The organism is bacterium, from assembly GCA_022616075.1.
Taxonomy (GTDB): Bacteria; Acidobacteriota; HRBIN11; order JAKEFK01; family JAKEFK01; genus JAKEFK01.
On record JAKEFK010000061.1, the window covers coordinates 14,304 to 39,925 of the forward strand.

Annotated in this window: 29 protein-coding genes; 14 read left to right on the forward strand and 15 right to left on the reverse strand. The window is 47.6% G+C overall.

The genetic code is table 11. The features are described 5' to 3' along the window. Positions 1 to 77: 77 nt before the first annotated feature. From rsmD to L0156_05150, 14 genes are all read left to right on the forward strand, one after another. Positions 78 to 617, forward strand: coding sequence for a 16S rRNA (guanine(966)-N(2))-methyltransferase RsmD (gene rsmD, locus L0156_05085; GenBank protein ID MCI0602367.1), 540 nt, complete (start codon positions 78 to 80; stop codon positions 615 to 617). A 37-nt stretch (positions 618 to 654) separates the two neighbouring features. Then, positions 655 to 1,044, forward strand: coding sequence for a DUF4870 domain-containing protein (locus L0156_05090; GenBank protein MCI0602368.1), 390 nt, complete (start codon positions 655 to 657; stop codon positions 1,042 to 1,044). Positions 1,045 to 1,048: 4 nt separating this feature from the next. After that, positions 1,049 to 1,420 carry a hypothetical protein gene (locus tag L0156_05095; GenBank protein MCI0602369.1) on the forward strand — a complete coding sequence of 124 codons (372 nt, stop codon included), beginning with the start codon at positions 1,049 to 1,051 and terminating at the stop codon, positions 1,418 to 1,420. Then, positions 1,417 to 1,839 carry a DUF2752 domain-containing protein gene (locus L0156_05100; protein ID MCI0602370.1) on the forward strand — a complete coding sequence of 141 codons (423 nt, stop codon included), beginning with the start codon at positions 1,417 to 1,419 and terminating at the stop codon, positions 1,837 to 1,839. The genes L0156_05095 and L0156_05100 overlap by 4 nt, the downstream gene beginning before the upstream one ends. Before the next feature lie 163 nt (positions 1,840 to 2,002). Continuing rightward, positions 2,003 to 2,257 carry a 30S ribosomal protein S16 gene (rpsP, locus tag L0156_05105; protein MCI0602371.1) on the forward strand — a complete coding sequence of 85 codons (255 nt, stop codon included), beginning with the start codon at positions 2,003 to 2,005 and terminating at the stop codon, positions 2,255 to 2,257. Between the two features lie 45 nt (positions 2,258 to 2,302). Continuing rightward, a complete protein-coding gene (locus L0156_05110) occupies positions 2,303 to 2,533 on the forward strand; it encodes a KH domain-containing protein (protein ID MCI0602372.1) in 231 nt (76 codons plus the stop codon). Further along, positions 2,530 to 3,051, forward strand: a complete 522-nt coding sequence (gene rimM / locus L0156_05115; protein ID MCI0602373.1) for a ribosome maturation factor RimM — start codon at positions 2,530 to 2,532, stop codon at positions 3,049 to 3,051. Before L0156_05110 ends, rimM begins: the two co-directional genes overlap by 4 nt. Before the next feature lie 70 nt (positions 3,052 to 3,121). Then, positions 3,122 to 3,862: a tRNA (guanosine(37)-N1)-methyltransferase TrmD gene (trmD, locus tag L0156_05120; protein MCI0602374.1), complete on the forward strand. Its 741-nt coding sequence runs from the start codon at positions 3,122 to 3,124 to the stop codon at positions 3,860 to 3,862. A gap of 56 nt (positions 3,863 to 3,918) precedes the next feature. Then, on the forward strand, positions 3,919 to 4,305 hold the full coding sequence (gene rplS, locus L0156_05125; GenBank protein MCI0602375.1) for a 50S ribosomal protein L19: 387 nt from the start codon (positions 3,919 to 3,921) through the stop codon (positions 4,303 to 4,305). A 1-nt stretch (position 4,306) separates the two neighbouring features. Then, positions 4,307 to 4,990 carry a ribonuclease HII gene (locus L0156_05130; protein ID MCI0602376.1) on the forward strand — a complete coding sequence of 228 codons (684 nt, stop codon included), beginning with the start codon at positions 4,307 to 4,309 and terminating at the stop codon, positions 4,988 to 4,990. Then, positions 4,990 to 8,376 (forward strand): tetratricopeptide repeat protein, encoded by a 3,387-nt coding sequence (locus L0156_05135; protein MCI0602377.1) that lies wholly within the window; start codon positions 4,990 to 4,992, stop codon positions 8,374 to 8,376. The genes L0156_05130 and L0156_05135 overlap by 1 nt, the downstream gene beginning before the upstream one ends. Before the next feature lie 65 nt (positions 8,377 to 8,441). Continuing rightward, a complete protein-coding gene (locus L0156_05140; protein MCI0602378.1) occupies positions 8,442 to 8,714 on the forward strand; it encodes a hypothetical protein in 273 nt (90 codons plus the stop codon). After that, on the forward strand, positions 8,711 to 9,301 hold the full coding sequence (locus L0156_05145; GenBank protein MCI0602379.1) for a thiamine phosphate synthase: 591 nt from the start codon (positions 8,711 to 8,713) through the stop codon (positions 9,299 to 9,301). The genes L0156_05140 and L0156_05145 overlap by 4 nt, the downstream gene beginning before the upstream one ends. Continuing rightward, positions 9,301 to 10,818: a mechanosensitive ion channel family protein gene (locus tag L0156_05150; GenBank protein ID MCI0602380.1), complete on the forward strand. Its 1,518-nt coding sequence runs from the start codon at positions 9,301 to 9,303 to the stop codon at positions 10,816 to 10,818. The genes L0156_05145 and L0156_05150 overlap by 1 nt, the downstream gene beginning before the upstream one ends. 50 nt (positions 10,819 to 10,868) lie before the next feature. On the opposite strand, the gene L0156_05155 is transcribed toward L0156_05150, so the two are convergent. The 15 genes from L0156_05155 to rpoZ all read right to left on the reverse strand — a co-directional run bounded on the left by L0156_05155 (position 10,869) and on the right by rpoZ (position 25,464). Further along, positions 10,869 to 11,210: a hypothetical protein gene (locus L0156_05155; protein MCI0602381.1), complete on the reverse strand. Its 342-nt coding sequence runs from the start codon at positions 11,208 to 11,210 to the stop codon at positions 10,869 to 10,871. 141 nt (positions 11,211 to 11,351) lie between these two features. Beyond that, the gene (locus tag L0156_05160) at positions 11,352 to 13,343 is read right to left on the reverse strand and encodes a FecR domain-containing protein (protein ID MCI0602382.1); all 1,992 of its coding nucleotides are present in this window, start codon (positions 13,341 to 13,343) and stop codon (positions 11,352 to 11,354) included. Between the two features lie 171 nt (positions 13,344 to 13,514). After that, positions 13,515 to 13,658, reverse strand: coding sequence for a CcmD family protein (locus tag L0156_05165; protein MCI0602383.1), 144 nt, complete (start codon positions 13,656 to 13,658; stop codon positions 13,515 to 13,517). Further along, positions 13,655 to 14,335 (reverse strand): cytochrome c biogenesis protein CcsA, encoded by a 681-nt coding sequence (gene ccsA / locus L0156_05170; GenBank protein MCI0602384.1) that lies wholly within the window; start codon positions 14,333 to 14,335, stop codon positions 13,655 to 13,657. Before ccsA ends, L0156_05165 begins: the two co-directional genes overlap by 4 nt. Positions 14,336 to 14,337: 2 nt before the next feature. Then, positions 14,338 to 15,009: a heme exporter protein CcmB gene (locus L0156_05175; protein MCI0602385.1), complete on the reverse strand. Its 672-nt coding sequence runs from the start codon at positions 15,007 to 15,009 to the stop codon at positions 14,338 to 14,340. A gap of 7 nt (positions 15,010 to 15,016) precedes the next feature. Next, positions 15,017 to 15,742: an ABC transporter ATP-binding protein gene (locus L0156_05180; protein ID MCI0602386.1), complete on the reverse strand. Its 726-nt coding sequence runs from the start codon at positions 15,740 to 15,742 to the stop codon at positions 15,017 to 15,019. Then, entirely contained in the window at positions 15,696 to 16,031 is a 336-nt protein-coding gene (locus L0156_05185) for a hypothetical protein (protein ID MCI0602387.1), read from the reverse strand. Before L0156_05185 ends, L0156_05180 begins: the two co-directional genes overlap by 47 nt. Next, complete coding sequence (locus tag L0156_05190; GenBank protein ID MCI0602388.1) at positions 16,028 to 16,417, reverse strand: cytochrome c-type biogenesis protein CcmH; 390 nt, start codon at positions 16,415 to 16,417, stop codon at positions 16,028 to 16,030. Before L0156_05190 ends, L0156_05185 begins: the two co-directional genes overlap by 4 nt. 71 nt (positions 16,418 to 16,488) lie before the next feature. Continuing rightward, positions 16,489 to 18,480, reverse strand: coding sequence for a heme lyase CcmF/NrfE family subunit (locus tag L0156_05195; GenBank protein ID MCI0602389.1), 1,992 nt, complete (start codon positions 18,478 to 18,480; stop codon positions 16,489 to 16,491). A 14-nt stretch (positions 18,481 to 18,494) separates the two neighbouring features. Continuing rightward, complete coding sequence (locus tag L0156_05200; GenBank protein ID MCI0602390.1) at positions 18,495 to 18,899, reverse strand: cytochrome c maturation protein CcmE; 405 nt, start codon at positions 18,897 to 18,899, stop codon at positions 18,495 to 18,497. Between the two features lie 35 nt (positions 18,900 to 18,934). Further along, positions 18,935 to 20,737 (reverse strand): hypothetical protein, encoded by a 1,803-nt coding sequence (locus tag L0156_05205; protein MCI0602391.1) that lies wholly within the window; start codon positions 20,735 to 20,737, stop codon positions 18,935 to 18,937. An 85-nt stretch (positions 20,738 to 20,822) separates the two neighbouring features. Next, entirely contained in the window at positions 20,823 to 23,189 is a 2,367-nt protein-coding gene (gene priA, locus L0156_05210; GenBank protein MCI0602392.1) for a primosomal protein N', read from the reverse strand. A 134-nt stretch (positions 23,190 to 23,323) separates the two neighbouring features. Then, complete coding sequence (locus L0156_05215; GenBank protein ID MCI0602393.1) at positions 23,324 to 24,031, reverse strand: uracil-DNA glycosylase; 708 nt, start codon at positions 24,029 to 24,031, stop codon at positions 23,324 to 23,326. Next, a complete protein-coding gene (gene coaBC / locus L0156_05220) occupies positions 23,979 to 25,193 on the reverse strand; it encodes a bifunctional phosphopantothenoylcysteine decarboxylase/phosphopantothenate--cysteine ligase CoaBC (protein MCI0602394.1) in 1,215 nt (404 codons plus the stop codon). Before coaBC ends, L0156_05215 begins: the two co-directional genes overlap by 53 nt. Before the next feature lie 52 nt (positions 25,194 to 25,245). Next, positions 25,246 to 25,464, reverse strand: a complete 219-nt coding sequence (gene rpoZ / locus L0156_05225) for a DNA-directed RNA polymerase subunit omega (protein MCI0602395.1) — start codon at positions 25,462 to 25,464, stop codon at positions 25,246 to 25,248. Positions 25,465 to 25,622: the final 158 nt, after the last annotated feature.

A 25,622-nucleotide genomic window follows, 5' to 3' on the forward strand; every position in this document is an offset into this window, starting at 1 on the left:
ACGCAGAGGCGCAGAGTCGCAGAGAAAAAAACAATAAAAATCTCTGCGTCTCCGCGTCTCTGCGTTAAAATTCCTACATGCGGGTGATTGCGGGGAAGTTTCGCAGCCGGACGCTAAAAGCAGCCGGGCATTTCAGGCCCACAACTGACCGTGTGCGGGAAACACTTTTCAATATTCTCCAGAACGAAATTCAAGATAGCGTATTTGTGGATGCTTTCGCCGGTTCCGGTTCCGTTGGAATTGAAGCGATCAGCAGGGGCGCTTCAAAAGTTATTTTTATAGAGTCGAATCGCAAAGCCTTGCTCCAACTTGAACAGAACCTTGAATCGTGTTGTGAAGGAGAATCCTGGCGGATCCTCACAATGGACACCTGGAAGGCCCTCACTCTGCTCCCGCAGCAGCTTTCCCATGTAGACCTGATCTTTTTTGATCCACCCTACGAATTCAGCAAATATCCTCAGCTCTTACAGGAAGCGGCAAAGTCCTTTCCGGATGCCACAACCATCGTGGAGCATTCCTCTCGATCAAAGATGGAAATTCCGTTGGAATTAGAGCAGATCAAGACAGTACGGATTGGCGAAACGACCCTTTCTTTTTTCAGAAAGAAGTTGCAGTAACAGGAATTGGAAAATATACTAGGCGTCGGAGGTAGTCATGGAACAATCACATCAACCGCTCGAACAGCAGCCACCTTCACCGCCAAAACAAACAAGTACCGGACTCGAACCAAACCTTGCGGGAGCTTTATCCTATTTATGTGGATGGGTCACCGGCCTCATATTCTTTTTGATGGAAAAAGAAAACAGCTTTGTGCGGTTCCATGCAATGCAATCCATCATGGTATCAGCGGGATTTACCGTCCTTTTCATTGCCGCTGCAGTTTTGAGTAACATCCCCGTCATCGGATGGTTATTCTGGATTGTTGGTTATCCGATTGTGGGTCTTGCGAGTTTCGTCGCGTGGATTCTTCTCATGGTCAAAGCGTATCAGGGGGAAAGATTCCATTTTCCTGTCGTGGGAGATCTCGCAGAAAAGAACGTTTAGAACCGTGTCCGATACACCTCCAGAATCTGGAGAGAAAACAAGTCTCCACATAAATCCAAATCTCGAAAGCTCGCTTTGCTATTTATTCGAGTGTATTTCGGGATTGCTTTTTTTCCTGATCGAGAGGGACAACCAGAGGATCCGGTTTCATGCACTCCAATCGATCTTGATGTTTACGGTTCTTGGTTTTCTAACGGTTGTTTCTTCCGGCCTGGCAATTCTTACCGATTTTGAGCCATTTCGACTTGCCAACTATCTGATCTGGATCATTCATTTTGTGATCTGGGTAGTAATGATCGTTGCTACTTTTCGCGGTAAAACGATCAAGATTCCGGGAATCGGTGATTTTGCTCAGGAACAAGTAGGTTGGCCTTGAACAGGCTCAATCAACATCTCGTGATCGCTCTGGTTTCCACATTGATTCTCGTGGGAGCCTGGCTGAGCGTTGCTTCGACTGGAGGCGTGAACCTTTTTGGAATCCGTATCCCTACTCTGTGTGGATTCAAGCTTCTGACCACATGGGATTGTCCCGGTTGTGGTTTGACGAGATCATTGATTTATGCACTCCACGGTGAATTCACAAAGTCATATGCGATGCACATTTGGGGCATTCCACTCCTGATCGTTCTGCTTTTTCAGGTGCCCTACCGGATGTTTCGATACCTCAACCCCGGTTTCCATCCGTGGAAGATGCCCGATCGCTTCAAAAAATGGATCAGTCCAGCCATTTTTCTATCGCTCATTCTGCCATGGACTCTGAAGACAATCGTTGTGGCTGTGATACGGTATCTATAGGGATTTCTGATACTTAACCCTTGCGTTTGCATTAGCCTCTGTGTTAACATAACTTGAAATTTGTAAGTACTCAGCGGAGGTAGTGTCTCTGAGGACCGGTGACTAACCATTAGTCACTTCTTGAGGAGCGGATCCACGTTGAAGTTGAGGAGGTTTGTTCAAAATGGTCTCCATCCGGTTAATGCGGATGGGCGCAAAGAAGCGCCCGTATTATCGTGTTGTTGTTGCGGATTCACGAAGATTTCGAGACGGAAAGTTCATTGAAAAAATAGGGTACTACGATCCTTTGCCCCAAAATCCTAAAGTCCAGTTGAATATGGAGCGCGTGGATTACTGGATGCAAAAGGGCGCTCGGCCGACTGACACTGTCCGAACCTTGATTACAGGTATTCGTAAATCTGCCCCAGCCGTTTCCTAATTCAAAATCCAGCTAGAAACACCAGTACAGAATAGGAGGTACCTCATGAAAGAATTATTGGAGGCGATGGCCAAAGCTCTGGTGGATCATCCAGACCAGGTGGTGGTTACCTTGATTGAAGGAGAACAAACTACAGTATTAGAGCTTCGCGTTGCTCATGAAGATCTTGGGAAAGTGATTGGGAAACAAGGTCGAACAGCGCGTGCCATTCGAACCATTCTTGGGGCAGCGGGGATGAAGTTAAGAAAACGATTTGTGCTGGAAATACTAGAATGATGAAAACCGATGCTGCTTCACCTGTTCTTGTGGCAAAGATTACAAAGCCTCATGGAATTCACGGTGAAGTGGTTCTCGAATCGTGGACGGATGTGGAAGGCCGTCTGGAAAATACACCGGCCTTCCTCCTACTGGATCGCGGAAAGGTGTTGAAGGAAGTGATCGTAGAATCACGAAGATTTATCATGGGACGCCCGGTATTTAAATTCGAAGGCGTTTCAAACCGCACCGAAGCGGAATCGTTGCGCAATTTGGAACTCGGGATTCCGGAGGATCAGCTCGGTGAGCTACCTCCGAATCAGTTTTTTGTTTTTCATTTGGTAGGAATGAAAGTTGTGCTGAAAGATGGTCGTAAAGTTGGCACTGTAAAAGACGTACTTCACACAGGTGGAGGGGATTTACTGGAATTAGAGAGCGGTGATCTTGTGCCTTTTGTGGATGAGATTTGTTTGGATGTCGATTTGAAAAAGGGACGGATTGTGATTGATCCCCCTTCTGGATTAATCAGCAATGAGTAATGAGTAATGAGTGATGAGTCTTGTTCAGGAGGTCTCATTGCTCATGACTCATTACTCATGACTGAATCAAATGCGAATCGATTTTTTGACGATTTTTCCGGAGATTTTTACAGGAATTTTAAATAGCGGCTTGATCCGTCATGGGCGAGAAAAAGGGCTTCTGGAGGTTGGGGTTCGTGATTTAAGGAACTATACGCACGATCGACATCGTTCGGTTGATGATGTTCCTTATGGTGGCGGGCCGGGAATGGTATTTATGCCCGGGCCGATTTTTGAAGCGATCGAGTCTTTAGATGGCAGGAATTCTATCGTTATTCTGCCAAGTCCTCAAGGGCAATTGTTTACGCAGGAAATGGCGGAAGAGCTTGCCGGCTCCGAACGGCTTCTTTTTATTTGCGCCCGTTATGAGGGCGTGGATGAAAGGGTTTGCGAAGAGCTGGTGGACCGGGAAATATCGATTGGAGATTTTGTTACGATGGGGGGAGAGTTGCCGGCGTTAGTCATGATGGAAGCTATTGTGCGATTTATTCCAGGCATGATCGGTCAGCGAGAATCTGTTGCGAATGATTCTTTCCAAGAATCGCTTCTTGATTTCCCGCATTATACGCGTCCTGAGGACATCTTCGGCGCGAGGGTGCCGGAAGTTTTGCTTTCAGGGAATCATGAAGAGATCCGGAAATGGCGCAGGAAAATGGCGCTCAAACGAACATGGGAACGCCGTCCGGAATTGCTGAAAAGGGCAAGTTTGAGCGCAGAAGATAAGAGATTTTTAGAAGAAATCAAAAAAGAAACCACAGATGAACACAGATAAACACAGATATTTAGAGAATTTTATCTGTGGTTAAAAAAAGAAGAGGATGATTTAGTATGAATGCAATGGAGATAGTAGAACAAAAATTTCTGAAGAAGCTTCCTGCTTTCAGGCCAGGAGACACGATTCAGGTTTACGTCCGGGTTAAGGAAAAAGAGGCGGCGACCAAAGGAAAAGAAAAAGAAAAAGAAAAGGAACGCATTCAAATTTTTGAAGGCGTTGTGATCGGGATGCGCGGGCGTGGAATTCAAAGCACTTTTGTTGTCCGCAAAATCTCTTTCGGTGTTGGTGTGGAACGGATTTTTCCTTTTCATTCTCCAACGATTGATAAAGTAAAGGTTTTGAAACGCGGCAAAGTAAGACGCGCGAAACTCTACTATTTGCGTGAGAGGACAGGAAAGGCAGCGAAGATTCGATCGGATAAAGCAACAAGTCAGGAATAGGATGGAACCTTCGGGAAGGAAACGGATATATCGTTGTTCCTACCGGTTTGAAAAGAAGCTGTTTAGCCAGGGGTTCTCCCGTATTGCCGGCGTTGATGAGGTAGGGAGAGGGGCCCTCTGTGGCCCTGTGGTAGCGGCCGCAGTGATGTTCAGCACCAGGCCCAGGATCCGGGGAATCAATGACAGTAAACAGTTGACCACTGAAAAACGAGAGGAGCTGAAACCGAGAATCCTGAAGGAGTCGCTTGCTTTTGGGATCGGAATTGTGTCGGCCGAAGAGATCGATAGAATCAACATTCATCAGGCAACCCTCAAAGCGATGCGGATCGCTCTTGATCAACTCGTGCCTTCTCCCGATTTTATTCTGGTGGACGGCACTCGTGTTCACGGTTTGAAAGCTGCAAGTCTCAATCTGGTAAAAGGGGATGCGCGTTGCCTTACCATCGCCGCGGCGTCGATCATTGCTAAGGTCACACGTGACAATCTTTTGCAAAGCTATGCTAGCATGTATCCTATGTACGACTGGGCCCACAATAAAGGGTACAGCTGCGTCAATCATTTCAAAGGCCTGGCGGAATTTGGCCCCGTCGCTTTTCACCGCCGCTCTTTCCGCCCAGTTCAAGTGGACGGTCAGCTAAGTCTTTTAGATACAGACGAATTCATTAAGGAGATCACTGCATTCTGATGGCTATTGAGAAATCGAAAATTCTCAAAAATGCGGAAAAATTCGTAGCCTCAGGCAAAATCGCGCAAGCCATCGACGAATATCTGAAGATTCTCAAAGAGAATCCCAAAGACTGGAACTTGATGATCCAGATTGGGGATCTGATGTTGAAAGTCAATCGCACGGACGAAGCGATCGAGAATTTTCAGAAAGTGGCGGATCATTATTACGCAGATGGTTTCTTCTTAAAAGCTATAGCCATCTACAAACGCATCAATAAGCTTAATCCGAATCTCACCGACATCTGCACACGTCTTGCTGATCTCTATCTCAAGCAAGGCCTAACGATGGATGCCAAATCTCAGCTTCACATCGTAGCCCAGCACTATCTATCGAAGAATCAGAACAAGGATGCTATTGAAACGCTGCAACGACTCATTGAAATCGAGCCGGATAATCTTAAGAATCGCAATGAGCTCGCCAAAGCTTACAAGAATGAGGGAATGATCCCTGAGGCGATTCAGGAGTACCTGAGGATCACCGAAGAGCTGACTCGCAAAAATCTCTATAAAGAGTGCCTTGCCGTTTTAGAAACAGCGTACAAAATGGATCCGAAAAACGCAGAAGTTTTGCAAAAACTGCTTGCGCTTTATCGGGATCAAGGTGAGCCTGACAAAGGTTTTGCCCTTTTAGAAGAAGCTTTAAAAGCGGATCCTGCAAATTCAGAAGTGCTTTCGATGCTTGCGGAAGCTTATGCTGCAAAGAATCAATTTCCGAAGGCGCTGGAAGTGATGGATCGTGCCATTCTCAATTCGCCCAATAAGGAACCGTTGTGGGAGCTCAAAGGGGACCTGTATTTGAAAGAAGGAAAGCCGGACAAGGCTTTTGATCAGTACAACCTTGTAGTTGAAAAGGAGGTGCAGCGAAAAGACATCGATCGTGCCGTATTTTTGATGCAGAAAATCACGGAAGTCGATAGCGGGTTTCATCCTGCCTGGCAAAAGTTAACGGACCTTTATTCACTGTTGCGGCAACACGCAAATCTGATCTCTGCTCATGGGAATCTTGCGGATGCTTTTATATCGAAAGGACTTTACAAGGAAGCGGCGCAATGTCTCGAAAAACTAATCAAACTCGATCCCGATGACAATCAACACCAGGAAAAATTGAAATTTGTAAATTCGAATCTGGAACAGACAAAACCTGGTGTGAAGAAACCGCAAAAAGTCTACGAAGTGGAACCGGAAGTTGCGCGGCCTGCGCCGCAAAGAGACTTCGGCGCCGTGAGTCTGTCGACTGAAACTCTTCCCGGCCTTCCTTCCTTTCAGCCTCAGCCCGAAAAAGTTCCTGTGCAAACAGTCCCGAAGCCAGCGCCGGCTAAGAGTCCTGCTCCTTCGATTCCAAGTTTTGCCATTGTCACTGCAGAAGAAAAAGAATACGTCTCTGAGCATTTGATTGAAGCGGAAGTTTTCGACAAATATGGACTGATAGACAAAGCGATTGAACAACTGCATTCCATAATCGGAAAGTATCCTTATTCAGTTCCAGCGCACCAGAAGCTGAAAGAGATTTATCTGGAAAAAGGGGAAAGGGATAAAGCTGTTGATGAATGCATCCAGATGTCGCGAATCTTCCGGAAGCAAGGGGATATGGATCAGGCCGAGGATCTATTGAGCGAAGCCAGACAGATCAATCCGAATCATGCCGGTCTTGACCGCGCTTTCAAGGATCTGGCTTCCGGCGTGCCGGTCATACAACCAGAGACAGTTGCTGCTCCCGCTCAACCAGTTCCCAAGCCCTCTGAACAGAAGGTAGCCAAACCAGTCTCCATTCCAACAGCAAAACTGCCGCAAAAGAAAATTTCTCAAATAGAGATTCCGAGTCTTAAGAAACTGGATACGCAGCTGACATCACAGACGAAACTGCGCACGACTGAAACGCCTTCCGCGAAAGCGCCTGATGCGACTGCTGCGAAGGCCAGGGCAGCTCTCAGCGAATTGGAAAAGTTCGCACATAAAATCAAAACGCAATCCGGCACGTTTAAGGTAAAACCGGAAGCACCAAAGCCTGCTGCATCGGCTGCGCCTCCACCGCCTGTTCCTCCACCTGTTCCGGCTCCTGTGGCTGAGGAAACGATTGATATCGAAATCGAAATTGAAGAGCCTGCCGCAACTCCGCTGGCTGCGGTATCCGATTCAGAATTCGAAGAAATAGACTTCTTTATGGATCAGGGGCTCCTGGAAGACGCAGATAGATTATTAAAAGTTCTCCAGCAGAAGTATCCGGCGGATGCAGGAGTCTTCAGAAGGTCGCAGCAACTCGAAAAGCAGTTGGCCGCCGGGAAAAAGAAAGAGGAGCCTGTCGGTCCACAGGAACTGGTTCTGAATATGGATGATGACATTTCCGGCCCCATATTGGAAGTGGGCTCAATGTCAGGACCTTCAGATTCAAGTGATGAAATAGTGATTTCTCTTGACGAAGAATTTGGAGCGGAGGCCATACGTCAGGAAGCCGATACGGAACCTAAAGTGGAGCCAATCCTTGAGGATCTCCCTGAAATCTCTATCTCTCCAACCGAATCTTCGGGAGAAATCATGCTGGTGCCCGAAGCTCAATCCACCGAGCAACTCTCTGATTCACAGCCGGAGTCTGCAGCGACCTACGGTGATATGGATGAATCTGTTTTTACGGAGTTTGGTGAGCTGGAAGACAGCGCGGATGCGGGCCTGAAATCGTCCGGAGAAATAGATAAATCGTTTGAAGAAAGTTTTAGCGCGGCAGTCGATGCAGTATTTAAAACGCCTGACTCGCTTGCGGAAGAAAAGATTGAAGAACCGGAAGAGGTAACGCATGTGAAAGATGAACTCTTCGAGGAAGAGGAAGATTTCTTCGACCTGGCAGCGGAACTCGAAGAGGGTTTGCTGAACGTTCAAAGCGCTGTCGAGGAAGATAGACCGCCGGACGGTCAGAATTATTCCATTGAAGAAATCCTGTCTGATTTTAAAAAGGGTGTGGATAAGCAGTTGGGTTCGGAAGACTACGATACGCGTTACAACCTGGGAATTGCTTATAAAGAAATGGGCCTGATTGACGAAGCAATTGCAGAATTCCAAATCGCCGCGAAAGATCCGAAGCGTTTTCTGGAGTGCTGCAGCATGCTCGGACTCTGTTTTGTCGAAAAAGGAATGCACAAACTGGCGGTGAAGTGGTATCAAAGAGGTCTGGATACACCCGGGTACAGTGAAGAGGAGTACCAGGGTTTACGATTTGACCTTGCTCAAGCATATGAATCGATGGGTGAAACGGATCGTGCCCTGGAGGTTTTCCAGGAAGTGTACGGAGTCAGCGCGAACTACCGGAACGTTGCGAAAAAAGTAAAGGAGCTTCAAGACAGAAAAAACCAATAAGCTTCCAGACGCGCGAACGCGGAAAACGCGCGACGCGATAGACGCAACTGCCCTTTTTAGAATCAATGTTTAAGAAAATTTCCTTTTATTTTTATGTCTTCTACTGTTTTGAAGTAGGAATCTTTCTAATGACCGCTCCCTGGCTTTTGCCGAATGTCTGGGAAAACAATTATTTCTTCTTTTGGTTTCCAAAGCTGAAAAGCATCTTTTTGAATGCTTATTTTCGTGGAGCAGTATCAGGTGTGGGATTCCTAAATATTTTACTGGCCATATCGGAAGTTATCCACAGAGAAAAAGAAAAGCAGGTGATGGAAAGCAGTACACGATCAAAAGTATGAAACAATTTCAATATTGTCTGATTAGTGATAGAACGCTTTACGATCAACCGCTTCCGGAAGTTGCAGCGGAATCGGAGAAAGCTGGAGTACACTGTTTTTTGTTGCGTGAAAAGGATCTTTCCGCGCGGGAATTACTTTTCCTGGCACGGGAGCTCAGGCCATTGCTTCATAGGACGCGTATGATTGTTCATGGAAGTCTGGAAGTTGCGCTCGCCAGTAATGCGGATGGAGTGCATTTGCAGAAAGATAACATTCCAATCAGCGCCGTTCGTTCAAGATATCGGCATCTGGCTATCGGTTATTCCGCGCACTCGTTTGATGAGATGAAGAAAGCGGAAGGGGAAGGCGCCGATTACGTTTTTATCAGTCCTGTGTTTGAACCGCTTTCAAAGCAGTCCAGCCTTGCGCCCCTTGGACTCTCCGTCCTGACTGCCTGGAACAGCCGGATGGGGATCCCGGTCTTTGCACTAGGTGGAGTTTCTTCCAGGAACTTATTTGAATTAAGAGCGGCAGGCTGCGCGGGCGCAGCCGGAATCAGCCTGTTTGTGCAGAAACGAATGTTTACTTCCTCCGGGATGGTGATCTGATGTTTGAAGGTATGCAGGAACAGACCAAGATCGGAATCATTGTCTTTGCCGGGATGATCGCCGTCTTTTTGATCGTGTTGCGATTGATACGTCATAGCGTGGTTCTCCGGGAGAAGGTGAAGGGTCCGCTCCTGATGATATTCGCCCTCCTGATTCTCTACAACATCTTTTACATGCTAAACGTGAAATTCCCGCCGATGGTCCAACCCTACTATTTCGCGGTTCTCTATCTCACAGTGGCCGTCCTATTAATCCGGATTATCGTTCTGTTTTTGTTCGACATTTTCCTGGTTCGAACCAGAAGATATCGGGCTCCGCAATTGTTGAAGGAGATTTCGGCGGTTGTACTTTTTGGTATTGTTCTGGTGATCATTATTCAAAACACACTGAAAATTCAAGTCACAACGCTGCTCGCAACTTCTGCTTTGATCACTGTTGTTCTTGGTCTCGCTTTGCAGGAAACACTCGGCAATCTGTTTGCCGGATTGGCTCTGCAATTGGATCAGCCTTACCGCCAGGGTGATTGGATACGCGTATCCGATATTTTCGGACGGGTGGAGGAAGTAACCTGGAGAGCGACAAAGCTAAAAACAATTAACAATGACTACATCATTGTTCCTAACGGTCAAATTGCGAAGGAGCTGGTCGTTAATCACAGTTTTCCTGAAGTCCCTCACGCAACGCGCGTAAACTTTTCAGTGAACTACAACACTTCACCGAATCGGGTTACTAGAGTTGTACAACAGGCGCTGGCACACGTTGACAACATTATTATGGAGCCCCTGCCTGAAGTTCGCCTGCACAATTTTGCTGATTTTTCCATCACTTATGAAATTAAATTCTTTATCAGAGATTTTGGTTTGCTCGAGCCAACTCTTGCCGGAGTCAGGAAGGCCCTCTGGTACCATTTGCGAAGAGATGGCATAGAGATCCCATTCCCGATTAGAAATATCTACCTTCATGATCGCGTTGAAACCGAACAGGCGCGCGAGAAAACTCTGAAACATCTCGCTGATACACTTGGCAGAGTTTATCTGTTTGCCTCGTTGGATGATGAAGAAAGACATATGATCGCGGAAAAACTGGTGGAACAGCGCTACGCTCAGGATGAAATTATTATCCGGGAAGGGGAACAGGATGAATCCTTTTTTATTATCGAGTGGGGAACGGTTGAAGTTTATTTGCTCTCAGCGCACGGAAACCGCAAGATCTTGACGACGCTGGCAGCGGGAGATTTTTTTGGGGAAATTGCTCTTCTAACCGGGCAGAAACGAACCGCCAACGTGCGCGCTCTAACTGATGTTCGTGCCCATAGACTTGATAAAGATAGTTTCAAAGAGATTTTGGAAAGCAAACCGGATATTCTGGATGAAATTGGTTCGGTGTTGTGTAGAAGAAAGGATCAACTGGACATGTTGATTGCGGAAAGCAGTGGCCCACATGAAGAAGATTCGATCAATATTCAGGATGCGAAATTGCGTATCCTGAGCCGCATCCGCAGCTACTTTGGATTGTGAAAATCTCAACCGCCAAGTCGCCAAGAACGCCAAGGTAAAAGTGAATCTGGTTATTCGTTTTGGCGTTTTGGCGTCTTGGCGGTTAAATCCAGATAACTTTGGTACAACTCCCTTGCCAGTTGAAGGGGCATGCGTTGAAAAACGATTGAATTCAACGACCGTATTTCCTCGCGAGTCTTTCGAGAAAGCTCCCGTATTTGTCCGACCGCGTTCTTTACCATTTCCTGTTGTTGCTCGGTGTTAGCGGCCAGATAAGCCTTTTGCAACTCTGCAAGCGCGCCGAGTTTGTCTTCTTCTTCTTTCCGAAGATACGCAAGACGCTCGTGAATCCGCAGGAATTCATCCAGGGGCATGTGTTTGTCGATTTCAGCTTCGATTCCGGCGAGTGTCATGGGTGTATTTTATATTCGATCACGATTACGAGCACGATCACGATCCACGATTGAGCGAGGAGGATGCCTGCAGGTGGGGGGAACCTGCAGGCACTCACGGGGAGAGACAACGGAACATTTGTCCCGTGTATAAAATGCTATTCAGGGTTTCTGCTTCTTGTTATTGTTGTGGTTGCTATTGTTGTTCCTGTTTGAATTGCCTGAAGGTTTGTACCGGTCAGATTGACGCGAGCGGTTGGAATAATCAGGCCTTTTTGTTTCAGGTGCTTTGTATTCGCGTCGCGGCGCTTCGTAGTTTCTGGGAGAAGGTGAGTTATAGTTCCTTTGCGTTGGCGGCTCGTAGTTTCTTGGTGATGTCGGCGCGTAGCTTCTTGGCGCAGAATTATGCGTTTCACCACGGTTCTTATGATCAAACCGTTCGAAATACTTTTTTGCCTCATCACGATATCGGGGGTTCACTTCCTTCTGCCGTTCGTAGGATCTCTGATAAGTTTCCGGTTTGCGCGACCAGGGACTAATTTTTGACTGCGAGGAACCAAAGTCACGGTCATTGGAGCGGTTCTTATCTTTGTAATACGGGTTTAGATAAGGAGTATAGTGCTTCTTCGTGGTTTGATTTCGTTGAAACTGGAAGTCTCGATTTGAACTTTTTCCGCGATTCCAATCCTGGTTCGGCTTGTCCTCTTTCGGCTTGGAGGATGGCTTGGGCGGCTGAATTCTCGCCGGGTCCTTCAACTTTTCAACCGCACGTTCGTCACCGCGTCCTTTGTTGTTACGAATGGTCGGTCCCTTATCTCCCTTCGAACCGCGTTCGAACTGTTCTTCACGGTGTTTGATTCCTAAAGGACTTTCAATATCCCTCCGGAGTTCTTTAATAACCCGCTTATCATTTACGAAGCCTTTCACTGCGGGCGTCTTTGGAATGACGTAAGAAACGAGCTCTTTCCTTGGAGAAGAGGAAAGCTTTTCTTTTTCGATCCTGATGTTGCGAACACTGGAGGCATCCAGAACAGCTTTCTTCACGTTGCTTAAACCAAGATCGTTCTTTTTCACAAACGTCCAGGAGTTTGATGCATCAAGCGTTTTTTGCTTCTGAATAGAAGGATAACGGTAATAATTGTTGTGATAGTTGTAATAGTTGTGATAGTAAATCGGATAGTTGTAATAGTTCAGCGGGCACCAACCGATGTAATCGCCGTAGGAGTACCAGGAAACCCAGGAAGGCGCAAACACATTTCCGGGAATCCAGTACCATCCGAAATCAAGGGACCATCCCCATCTACCGTAATGATACGGAGCCCATCCCCATGGTTCGTTCGAGATCCAAAACCATCCGGCGTTCCCGTAACTCCACCGGCCATCGTAGTAGGGGCGCCATCCATAATCCACGTGAGGAACCCAAACGTATCCATAGGATCCGGAATTGCGCCAGTCACCGTAACCGCCGAGATCGTAAGAGTCGTAGTAAATGTCCTCATCCACATAATCGTCGTAGTTCCCGCCGCCCAGGTCGCCATCTGCGTAATATTCCATTCGCGATTCATTCCATTCGTCCAATTCATCCGTGCTTCCACGAAAAGTTTCTGGCTCTTCGGGTTCTCTGCCCGGATCGATATAGGTTCGTTCTCCCGAATTAACCAGCACACGTTGGCCGTTTGCTTTCACCTCAGCCTGACCTTCGATCGTTGTTACACGAATGGCCCCCTCATCGCCAAGATCTACACGGATGTTTCCTTCATCAAGGAGGTAAACCTCTGCGTCGCCTGCTCGCAACACCAACTCATCTCGAAATCTGTCAATGAGGTGGGAGTCTAGAAATACGGTTCCCTGGAGAAGTTGAATCGTCATGGGGGAGTAAGTGGATTCCAATCGAACACTGCTGTAGTCACCAATTCGAACTGTAATACCGTTCCGGAAGGATAGTTCAGCGCGACCATCTTGCGTTTGGATTTCATCCCTGTCCATCAACGGAGTATTTACCGTGGCATCGGTCGGTCGCTGTCCATCGGAAGGATAGATGCTGACATCCCCTTCCACACTTCGCAGGCGGACATACCGGTCAGCCGCAAAGGAGATAGTTGTTAGAAAGGCTACAATTGCGATTGTTAAGATGACTGCTTTCCCCATTTTCATAAACTCCTCCAGAACACACGTTTCATCTGATCTGCAGCGGAGCAAACGTTATGCCACGTTTAGCCTCGAGGAGCTCCTCGAGGCTAAGAGAAATCCGCTCGATTGTCCGCAATTCACCACTTTTTCTGTCCATTTTTAACGACAAATGTCACTCGCAAAAGTAACCAGCGGCTAGTGACCAGTGACTTGACGCTCGAGCTGTTTTTGAAGGGCCTCAACCTCTTTTTGCAATTGACGTTGGCGGGAGCTGAGCGAAAAGAGATAAACGAAAAGCACCAGCCAGATTGCAATGTATGCGGCCATAAGATAATTCATGCTTGTTTCTCCATGAGTTTTTCGCGTGCCACCTGTACCCTCTCGCGCAGAGACTCCAGATTCATTCTCATTCGAAGAAGGACAAAATAAAGCAACAACATGACACCAAAACAAACGAGCACTGCTGTCCACATTCTGGGGTCAAGATTTACCTTTTCAGGCGTGATGACCTTCGGATGGATCGTTCTCCACCAGTGAATCGACATCCAGACGATCGGTACATCTACGAATCCTACGATCCCGTAAACCGCAGCGTAAGTTCGGACCGCCGGATGGTCGCTCAGCGAATAGCGAAACAGTAGGTAAGCAACATAGATGAGGAACAGCACGAAAGTGCTTGTTAACCGTGGATCCCACGTCCACCAGGCTCCCCAGACCGGTTTTGCCCAGATCGGTCCTGTGATCAATACGATCGTGAAGTAAAAGACGCCAAGCTCCACACCGGCGTGTGAAAGGTGATCGTATTTAAGGTCTTTTTTCCAAAGGTACATCACTGCTCCCGCAAAAACGATCACAAAAGAAAGTAAACCGGTCCATGCGCTTGCAACATGAAAATAGAAAATTCGTTGCACCACACCCATCACTTTTTCTTCCGGGGCATAGACAAACGCAAAGTAGAGAGCCACCGGCATGAGTATTCCTACCAGAATCAAAAGGACTTGATCAATTTTTTTCATAGTTAAGTCTCTTCTACAATCCAGAAATAACACCAGTAAGATAGGAAAACGAAAATCACATTGAAAGCTCCCAGCATCTTCAACCAGAAAAAGAATTGTTGCATCTTCAGTCCGTTTATAAGAATGATCGATGATTTTACCGCCATCACAAGGAGTGGCAACAGGATCGGAAAGAGTATTACAGAAAGAATGATTTCCCGGTTCTTCAGCCCGAGAGACATAGTAGAAAAGAGAACTCCTAGCGAACAATAGCCGAATGACGTCAAGACGATAACCAGAACCAGCCAGAGTGTATTGATGGTAAATGGGATGTTAAATAGGAAATGAAACACGGGAAGCAGGATGATTTCAAGACAAATCAAAAAAGTGGACGCAGCGAGCATTTTTCCCAGAAACAAATGCCCGGGAGTTGCCGGCGAAATCAGGATGGCTGATAGTGTGCTCTCCTCTTTTTCTGCCTGGAGGATGTGATTCAAAAAAAGCAATCCGGAAAAAAGAAATGAAATCCACAGGACTCCCGGTGCATGAACCGGTGTGAGTTCACCTGCGTTCGACAATGCAAAATTGCCAACAACGATTACCAGCAAGCCGAAAAACAGAGTTGTGATAAAGATCTGCTTGCTGCGATATTCAATCAGCAAATCTTTACGGATCAACGAGAATATGATCGACATGTCCTTCTTATAAAATGCTTGCGCTATAAAACTCTCTGATGTCTCCGCTAATTTCCTCTTTACTTCCGAAGAATGCCTGCCTGCCGCCTTTCAATATCAGAAGCTTGTCACAAAGTTCAAAACCTTGCTCCAGCTCATGAGTCGTCAAGACCACTGTTGTTTTATTCTTCAGCTGCAGTATTTTTTCTCGAAGCATGGCGGACGCCAGTTGATCCAGTCCGGTAAACGGCTCATCCAGAAAAACGAGTTCAGGGTTATGCAAGAGGGCGCGCGCGAGTGACAGCTTTTGTTTCATTCCACGCGAAAAAGTTTCCACAAGTTGTTCCCCAAACTCCGATAGCTGGTAATTGTTTAGCATGGCAGGAATATCAATCGGGATTCCGTAAAGAGCCGCATAAAACAGAAGATTTTCTCTCGCAGAAAACTTCATGTAAAGAAAAGATTCGTGGCCCAGATAACCCAGTTTTTTTCTCAAGTCGTAGTTCTTTTTCAGGGAATGACCAAAGATTTCCATTTTTCCTTGATAGGGCAAGAGACCAGCCAGACATTTGAGAAGTGTACTCTTACCTGCGCCGTTCGGGCCAATCAGAAGCAGTATCTCACCGGGAAAGAGCTGAAACTGAATGTTGCGAAGTATGCTGGTGTAACCGGTTTTAAAGCCTAAATCCGTGACGGAGAGCGCCGGTTCAGGCGCGATTCCCGGTCTGTTGTTTGGAATGTTTGTCGTTTGCATCACGATCCGGTTGATTTTCCGTGGAATCCAGTTTTTTCATCACTTCCACAGCTTGTTTCGTCAGGCTTTCTTTCAAATGACTGTAGTCGTCCAGGCTGACCTTTTGCATTTTGAAATCATATTCAAGATCCCGCATCGCCTCCAGTATTTCATTTTTTCGAAGAATGAGGTTTTCTTTTTCAGTTCCGGCATATTCCAGGCGTTTTTTCCGATAGGACTCTTCCCAGAATGGCAAAAGAATGTAAATGGCGAAGAAGGCAGCAACCAGAATAAACGCTGCCAGAATCATTTTCGCTCTTCTAGCTCTTTTTTGAGAAGGTCCCTGTAGTGCGAATCATCATCCTCCACGTAATTTGACGCGTTTTCAGCCGCGGAAGATGGAAGGGTTCTTTGTTTTTTGAGATAGGTAAACAGAAGCGCTCCGCCGAGGAAAAATGCAAAGAAGGGAATTGCCCATGCTGTGAGATTAAAGCCGGATTTCGGGGGCGCAGCTAAAACAGTTTGTCCGTATTTAGCGATGTAACTCTGCAGGATCTGATCTTCAGACTGGCCACTGTCTATCATTTTTTGTATGTCAATTTTGATTTGATCCGCAACGCTACATCCGCATGCGCTTACGACGAGATGGGGGCAAGTGCCGCAGTAGCAGCTGAGTTTGCTCGCGACATTTTCCATTCGCGCTTTGTCGCCTGCCCAAACAAATCCGGAGACCAAGCAGAATCCGGCAAAGGTAAAAGCAAGGAGCTTCAACCTGCAAACTCCTCTGCGCCGGTATCGCGGACCGTGCTCACGGCAAACTTCGTTTTCATATCTGGTAGTAGAACGATCAGGCTCCCGAGCGCAATGATGATGCCCCCTCTCCAGATGAGGCCGATGAATGGATTTACATAAACCTTGAAGATACCAGCTCCGGATTCGGTGGGGCCAACAAGGATCATGTACAGGTCTTCATTCCAGAAAGGACGAATCGCAACCTCGGTTGTGGGTTGATCTGAATTCTTGTAGAAGTGCCTTTCCGGATGCAACAGTCCAACCTGTTTCTCACCTTTATACACTTCCAATCGCGCTCGCCATACTTCCTTATGAGGATCCTTCAAAAATTGCAGTTCCCGGAATTTCAGAGTATAAGCGCCGATCGCAAAGGAGTCATTCGTAGAGACAGTGACTTCTTTTTCCAGCTGGTAGAACGAGCTTGCGGCGATGCCCGTAAAAAGGAGCGCCACACCGGTGTGAATAATGAATCCACCATAGCGACGTTTATTCCGTTCCACGAGATGATATAGTGCTGCGGGCGCTGCTTCATTCACCATAGCCATCCGGGCTTTTGTGCCCTTATTGAATTCCGTATAAACGGTAACAAGCACAAACATGCTGCAGAAAAAGAAGAGAAGAGTGAGCCAGTGATGAACACCAAACAATGCCAGGACTATTGAACCGGACAGAGCGATGATTCCAGGCAGGAGAAAATTCCGCTTTAAGTTCTTCACGCTTGCCTTGCGCCAGGCGATCAAGGGGCAAATCCCTGTCAGCAAAACCAGACCAATTGCAAATGGCATTACTACTTTATTAAAAAACGGCGCGCTGACCGTTACCTTGCTGCCGGTAACCGCCTCAGAAAGAATTGGAAATACAGTTCCGCACAGAACTGCAATGCAGATCACAAGAAAAAAGACATTATTAAGGAGAAAACTGCTCTCACGGCTCACGAAAGATTCGAGCCGGGCCTCCGGTTCCAGCGCTTTCTTGCGCTTCAGCAAAAAGAATACGCTCACTCCAATTTGGATCACCATAAAAGCAATGAAATAACTTCCTATCGGAGATTGTGCAAAGGAATGAACGGAAGAAACAACTCCGCTTCGGGTCAGGAAGGTTCCGAAGATCGACAACGAAAACGAAACGAGCACCAGAACCATGTTCCACATCTTCAGCATTCCTTTTTTTTCCTGGATCATCACCGAATGCAGGAAGGCTGTTGCAGCGAGCCATGGCATCAGAGAAGCATTCTCAACGGGATCCCATGCCCAGTATCCTCCCCAACCAAGCTCGATGTAAGCCCAATAGGAGCCTTGCAGAATCCCTACGGTCAAAAACAACCAGGAAAAGAGCGTCCACTTCCGTATCGCTCGGATCCATCCGCTGTCCAGTTTTGCGGTGATCAAGGCCGCCATCGCGAAAGCAAAGGGAACCGTCAGACCTACATATCCGATGTACAGGGAAGGCGGATGGGACACCATCCAGTAATTTTGTAGAAGCGGATTTAAGCTCTGTCCTTCCACAGGCACAGGAGAAAGTTTCTTGAAAGGATCGGCTGCAAACAGAAGCATGATGAGAAAGAACAAACAGGTGCCGGCAAGAGAAGTTGTCACATAAGGCATCAGTTGACGGTTTTTATTTTGATTCTGAAGTAAGGCAACGGTTGTGTAGACAACAAGAATCAACAGCCAGAACAACATCGATCCGGCCTGACCTCCCCAAAATGCTGTCAATTTATAGGGAAGGGGAAGTGTTGTGCTCGTATAATTCGTTACATATTCAAACTGAAAATTGCTCGTGGCGAGCGCGTGAATCAAAATCGATGAGGCAAAAACAACCAGAAATAGCAGACCCACAATGGCTCGCTCTCCGCTTTCTACGAGGTCGGCTCGGCGAAATCTGGCTCCTAAAACAGAAGCGATCATGGAGTAAAGACAAAGAATTGATGCGGCAATAAGAGCGTAGCGTCCGACTTCTGCGAGCATGTTGATAACCCTGGCTATTCCGGTTTGCTTTGATTCTGTGGTTCGTACTTCGTTGGACACTTGGCCAGCAATGTCGTGGCGTGGAATTTCCTGGCATCACGATCATAACTCCCTTCCACAACGACATCCGATCCGTCTTTGAAAGTATCGGGAACTATTCCGTGATAATTCACCTGAACAATGTTTTGAGGCTGACCATGAATTACAAAACTGTAGTCCAAGTCCTGTTTGTTAATGGAGCCTTTTTGGACTTTACCATTCACTTTTATTGTCTCCCGATCCAGGCTTGCAGCTTTCGTGAGAAATTCATCCACATGGTAGTAGTAGACCATGTTGTCGGTTAGCCCTGTATAAACAAGAAAACCCATTGCGGCTACAACCACCAGAATGCTAGCGACTAAAGCGGTTTTACCGTTCATAGTTAAATCTCATTGTACCATTTTTGAAAAGATCATTACTGAACGTCGAGGCGAATGAATGCTCCGAGATAACGTTCCTCGTAGCCCCCAATTGTAGCAAGCGCCCCTAAATCACTCTTAATCTTTACGTTGAAAAGGTACGTTGCACCCGTTCCATCCCGATCATAAGGAAAAGACCCGGGAAGTGCAATTTCCATCTCTTGACCCCCGGTTTGATTGAAGAGGAATGAGTCGGATTCACCATCGACATGGACTGTCACTTTGTTTGACGGAGTCAAGGACCACGCTTTGATTCTTAATGTTTTCCTTGGCTCAAAAACGCGCAGAACAAACTCCGCAGACTTTCCGCCTTTCACCCAAAATCCATGGGTGCCTTCAAACGCTTCCTTATAATAAGTGTGATCATCCATGAAATATGTAAAGTAATCGGACGGATTATCATATGCTACGCGTCGCGCGCGGAAGCTGGCAACCACAGGCAGGTCAGAGAGCAGTGTATTTTCCACAGGGAGCCATCGGAAAATTGAGAATTGCTGGTGAAAAGCATTCCGGTGTGAGCTTAAAATCGGCGAGAACAGGATTACGCCGGTAAAAAGAATGGACAGGCAACAAGCAGCCACCATTAAGCGGCGCGAAGGCTCTTTGTTTATGCAGAAGAGAAAAGCAGGGAAAACCGATAAAACGTAACGATTTCCGACTGTGCCGGATCCGCCAAAATAGTTCCACGGAAGTCCCACCATGTAATAAAGAACGCCGGCCCATGCTGCCAGATATACAGCCCATGAGCTTTTTGTTTTCGGTCCGAACAAATAAAAGAGCAAACAAAAAAACATGGGAAAGAAGTAGATCGCGATTCCTGAATAGCGGCCGAAAAAGAAATAACACCAGTTGTAAAGAAAGGCTTTCCAGTAGAAGGGCGGCGTGACCATTGCTTCAATGGGGTTCCGCTTCTCGAATGCTGCGAATTCTGACACACCAGGCCGCTCGAATGGATAGTTCTTGTAAAAAGCTGCGCGTTTACCTCCTTGATAGTTCCATTGACCAGTGAAGTAAACATTCAATCCAAACATTGCGACGGCAATGAAAATGTAAATAGCCAGTGTCAGGAGGGCCTGCACCAAGGCACGACCTTTTTCGCCAGAAGGTTTCTTTCGCAGAAGCAACCAGATCCCCAGCGGCAAAACAAGCAAAGCGTTTGGCGGTTTGGAATATGTTACGAGTCCGAACAGAATGGCGGCCACAAAATAGTTGTACGGAGATCTAAAGAGTAAAAAGGATGATTTGAGTCGCTCGGCGGTAAAGAAAAACAGCGCAAAACAGAGAAGACTCATGTTGAAGTATTCCGGTGTCATCCAGAAGTAATAGACCAGCGATGCGTTTGCTATGAAATAGAAACCCGAGAAGAGGAGCGCCGTGCCTTCCTGCATGAAACTCGAGCAAAAACGATATGCGCACAGAAGATTCAGCCAGACCAGGATCGCGTGCAGGACAAGAAATCCATTTGTTTGAAAAAGGCGCACGAAAGGAGCCGATACCAGGCTGTAAAGAATGCTTTTTCCAAAAACAATTGTGTTATCACGCTCGTTGAGTTTCAGGATGATGCCAGTCGGGCCGGCCGGATATTCACGATAGACGCGAAGAAGATCTTTCCGCTGATACTCCATATCGCCGTCATAAGCAAAACTGTAAGCCATGGTGTAATAGACGGCTTCATCGCTGAAGAATCCTCCGGTGATTTTCAAAGGGCTCACGCAAAGCGCGGCGCCGATCAAAAACAGACCGGCCAGATGTATCCACGTTGTAGGACGGACGTTCCATTCCCTTTTTTCCTTTGGCATGCGTCTAGATTACATGAAAGATTCAACAGCAATGTAGCGCGGCCGTCCCGGCTGCGCCCGCGGGCGAGACGCCCGCGCTACTTTGTTAAGTGAGCGAGTAAGGATCAATATCAATCATAACTTGTGATTGGCGTTTGGGGTGCTTTTCATACTCCCCCAATGCTGCGCGCAGGCAATCTCGCAGTGGCTTTCGCGCGGCGCTTTTCAGAAGAATTTGAAAACGATTGAGTCCTTTCAGACGCGCGATCGGGGCGATGGCAGGTCCGGTCAATTTCATGGAGTCATTCTTGAAGACCAGAAGGTACTTTGCGAACTGTCTGGCTTCCTCCAAAGCGGCCGGACCATTTTTGCCGGAAAAAATAATATTTGCCATTGCCACATAGGGTGGAAATTGCATGACTCTGCGGAAGCGGATCTCCTTTTCATAGAATTCCTGATAACTTTGATCCATCGCTGACCGCACAGCGTAGTGGTCCGGGTGGAAGGTCTGCAAAACCACCAGTCCCGGCTCGTGGCCTCGCCCGCTCCGGCCGGATACCTGGGTGATCAGCTGATACAGCCTTTCAGATGCGCGAAAATCGGGAATGCCGATTCCGGAATCTGCTCCGATCACTCCAACGAGCGTGATTCCGGGAAAATCATGTCCTTTCGCAATCATCTGGGTCCCGACTAGAATATCAATCTCATGAAGCGCAAACCGGGTCAAAATGTTGGCAATGCTTCCGGCTTTTCGCGTCGAATCGCGATCCATCCGTTCGATCTTTGCTTCCCGGAAAAATCTCTTTAGTGACTCAACAAGTTTTTCTGTTCCCACGCCAAACAGGTGGAGATAGCCGCTTCCGCACTTCTCACAGGATCTGGGCGCAATTCGCGCATAGTCACAGTAGTGGCAGATCATGCGGTTTTGTTGTTTGTGATAGGTCAATGTCATGCTGCAATTGGGGCACTCCAGAATATTCCCGCATTCGCGGCACATGAGCCATGCGGCATAACCGCGCCGGTTTTGCAGAACCAGAACCTGTTCGCCGCGGTCCAGCGTTTCCGAAATCCTGTCCAGCAGAAATCGGGAAAAGATGGGGTCTCCTGTTTGTTTGTATTCTTCTTTCATATCGATCAGTCGCGTCGCTGGCAGCGGACGCTCTTCCACGCGCGAAGGCAACGACAGATACGTGTATTTCCCATTTCCGGAGTTGTAATAGGATTCCAGGGAAGGAGTTGCTGATCCCAAAAGGATCGGACAACCTTCCAGTTGCGCGCGTATGATTGCGCTTTCACGCGCATGATACCGCGGATATTCTCCTTGTTTGAAGGAACCGTCGTGCTCTTCATCGATAACGATCAAACCTAAATCGGGGAGTGGCGCGAACAACGCGGAGCGCGTTCCGATCACCAGTCGAACTTCGCCTCGCCTTGCCTTCTGCCATTCTTCCAGGCGTTCCCGTTCGGCAAGCTCGGAGTGCAACACGCTGATTTTACATCGCAGGAATTGTTCGGCTCTTCTAACGATTAGCGGCAACAGGGCGATTTCCGGGACGAGCATCAGCACAGTCTTTTTTTGCGAAAGAATGTCTTTTGCAACGCGCAAATAGACTTCTGTTTTTCCACTTCCTGTTACGCCATGAAGAAGGTAAACTCCGAAAGAGTCCTTCTGTGAAAGGATCTTCTGAATTGCTTTTTGTTGTGCCGGGTTCGTTTTCTGGATTTCAGGCAGTGCCGGCCAGAATTTCGCTGCAGCAGCGGGCAGCCAGAAGCGTCTGATCTGTCCCTGTGAATCCAATTTTCTCAGAATGGCGGAGGAGTTTGGAAAAGCCTTTCTAACTTCTTCCAAAAAAACGGGCCGGCTTTGCTGACTTAAGAAATTGTAAATCTGCCGCTCCTTTTCTTTTTCAGGCGGTTCTGATGTTTGCACCAGTTCCACCATGTTATGTCCCTGTCTTTGTGTGGTTCTGGAAGGAAGGATTTGCACGAGTCCTTCTTCTTCCAACTTTCGAATTTGAGAGAAGGTTCCGTGTTGCCCGAACAATTTGTAGACTTCTTTCAGCGGCAAATTACTTTTTTCGGAGAGAATCTGTAATAAAGGATGATTTCGGGTCACCGCCTTTCCGTGAATCGTAACGGAGATGATTGTTTGCGGCCGGATGTCGAGGCCGGGAGGCAGAGCCGCCTTCAAAATATCTCCCCACTCGGCGAGGTAGTATTCTGCCATCCATTTTGTGAGCTCCAACATCGTTTTTGAAAATAAGTTGAGTGAGTCAACTAAATCTGCGATGGGGCGGATCTCCAGCGTTTTATCAAAAGCAGGATCCAGCTCAATGATGAAACCGGTTAGAAAGCGAGTCCCAAGAGGCACTAGAACGCGCATTCCTTCTTCCAGTCGAGGAAATTGATCCGGTACGGAATACGTCAAAGGACCCAGAGGTGATTTAGGTATGGATACCTGAACGTAGCGCATGATTTTACCGCAGAGGTCTCTAAACAAAGTAGCGCGGATGTCTCGTCCGCGGAGCTTGCGGGCGAGTCGCCCGCACCACTTTGCATACCAGATTGTACACAATAAACTCTCTGCGCTCTTTGCGTTCTCTGCGGTTAATCTTCATCCAGGATCTTCTTGACCAGTTTTAAGTCTTCCCATGCTTCCGGTTTTTTTTGTGGGGAGCGAAGCAGGAAGGAAGGATGGTAAGTTGCAACAACCCTCCCATATGGCATATCGTAGACTCGACTCCGTAGAGAGGAAATCGAAGATTTGGAATTCAGAATTAACTGAGCGGCAAAGGTTCCCAGGGCAATAATCAGTTTCGGCTGAATGATGGAGATTTGTTTGTAGAGAAAAGGGGAGCATTCGGCAATCTCATCCGCTTCGGGATTCCGGTTTTCAGGAGGCCGGCACTTCAAGACGTTGGCGATGTAGACGTCAGAACGCTGAAAACCGATCGCCTTGATCATCTGCATGAGCAGTTGGCCCGCCCGCCCGACGAAGGGACGCCCCTGCTGATCTTCATCAGCTCCGGGAGCTTCGCCGATTAGCATCAATTTTGCGGAAGGATTCCCTTCACCAAAGACAATAGTTTTGCGTCTTTTGTGGAGTTTGCACCGGACACAGTTGCCGATTTCATTCAGTCGCAATTCTTCCAGAAGCTTTAATTTTTGAGGGCCAACTTCGTCCGTTTTGACATGGATTTCCTGCCTGTAGAATTCAGTGATACCGAGGTCCCGGCAGGTTTCGATCCATTGCCGGATTGTTTCAGATGGATCCTGCGGTGGCAGGTTGTGCTTTGAGTTCGATTGCTCGTTCAAGAATATAGTCCCACAGTTGAGATGCGATTTCTTTTTTGCTGGCCATGCCCAGGCGGCGCATTCCGCCGAGTCGATCCAGGATCAGCACTTCGTTTCGATCCGCTTGAAAAGGATCGTGAGAGTCGCTGATCAAATTTGCCACGATAAAATCGAGTTTTTTATTTTCCAGTTTCTTTTGCGCGTTCTGCTCCAGGTTCCCGGTTTCTGCGCAAAAACCGACAACAATCTGGCGTCCCTTTTTTGCGGAAACGCGGGCCAGAATGTCCTCGGTGGGCTGCAATAATATCGATTCAGGTCGGCCTGTTTTTTTGCGTTTTGCTTTAAGCGTTTCGGCAGGTTTGAAATCTGAGACAGCAGCAGTTTTGATAACATAATCCGCAGCATCCAGTTCTTGAAGCACGGAATTCAACATTTGTTCCGCAGATTCGACGCGCAACAATTTTGCCTTTGGAGGTGGAACAAGCTGAGTTGGACCGCTGATCAAGACAACGTCGGCTCCGCGAGAGATTGCTTCTTCCGCAACCGCGTATCCCATTTTGCCCGAAGAGCGATTCGTAATGACCCGGACCGGATCGAGAGCTTCCCATGTTGGTCCGGCAGTAATGACAACTCTTCTTCCGCTGAGTAGGCTGGATTTTCCAATGAGGCTTAATGCCCGCGATACGATCTCCGAAACCGGCGCCAGCCTTCCGGGACCTTCATCTCCACAAGCGAGATAACCTTCGTCCGGCTCGACAAATTCAATACCCAGTCCCTTTAGTTTTGCAATATTTTGCTGCACAACGGGATTCTGATACATGTACGAATTCATTGCGGGCGCGATCAAAACAGGACACCTTCGCGCGAGGAAAAAGGTTGTGAGAAAATCATCCGCAATGCCCGCCGCAAATTTGCCTATGAGATTTGCGCTTGCGGGCGCAAAAACGATAAGTCCCGTTTCCCGGGCAAGGTCAACATGCATAACCTCTCCTTTTTTGGCGCGGAATTCATCCAGGTAAACCGAATGTTGGCTGAGGCTTTGAAAAAGGATCGGACGCACAAAACGGGTTGCATTGCGGGTCATCGCCACACGCACGGTGTGCCCCGCTTTCTGAAACTCGCGAAGAATCTCCGCAGCCTTGTAAGAGGATATGGAGCTTGCTATCCCGAGTGTGATGATCAAAGGTGGTCTCCTGAGTGCGTTATGTCCTCAGGCTATATGATAGAACTGGACTTTATTTGGTCAACCCCAATTCTTTGGCGGACGCGGGAAGCTGATAGTTTACTTTGGTTGCCAACACTTCCAGCTCGGCGACCACTGTCGGCTTTTTGGAGCCAACGTCCACGCGTGGCCTTGCCCCTTTCTGAAGTTGTAAGGCTCGTTTTGCCGCAACAAGGACAAAAAGGAAACGGTTCTCGATGTTGTCGTAGGAAATAACAGCGGTTCTGTCCATTCTCTCTCCTGAAAGTGCATTATTATACGCACTTTGCTGGCATTGTCCAGTTTTTGTGTGAGAGGGTAGTAAAGTATCATGGCTGCAGAAGAATGAAGAAACTGCTTCTTTGCGTGCTCGTGCTCGCTTGTGCCGCAGTTTCCCTTTTGATCCCATCC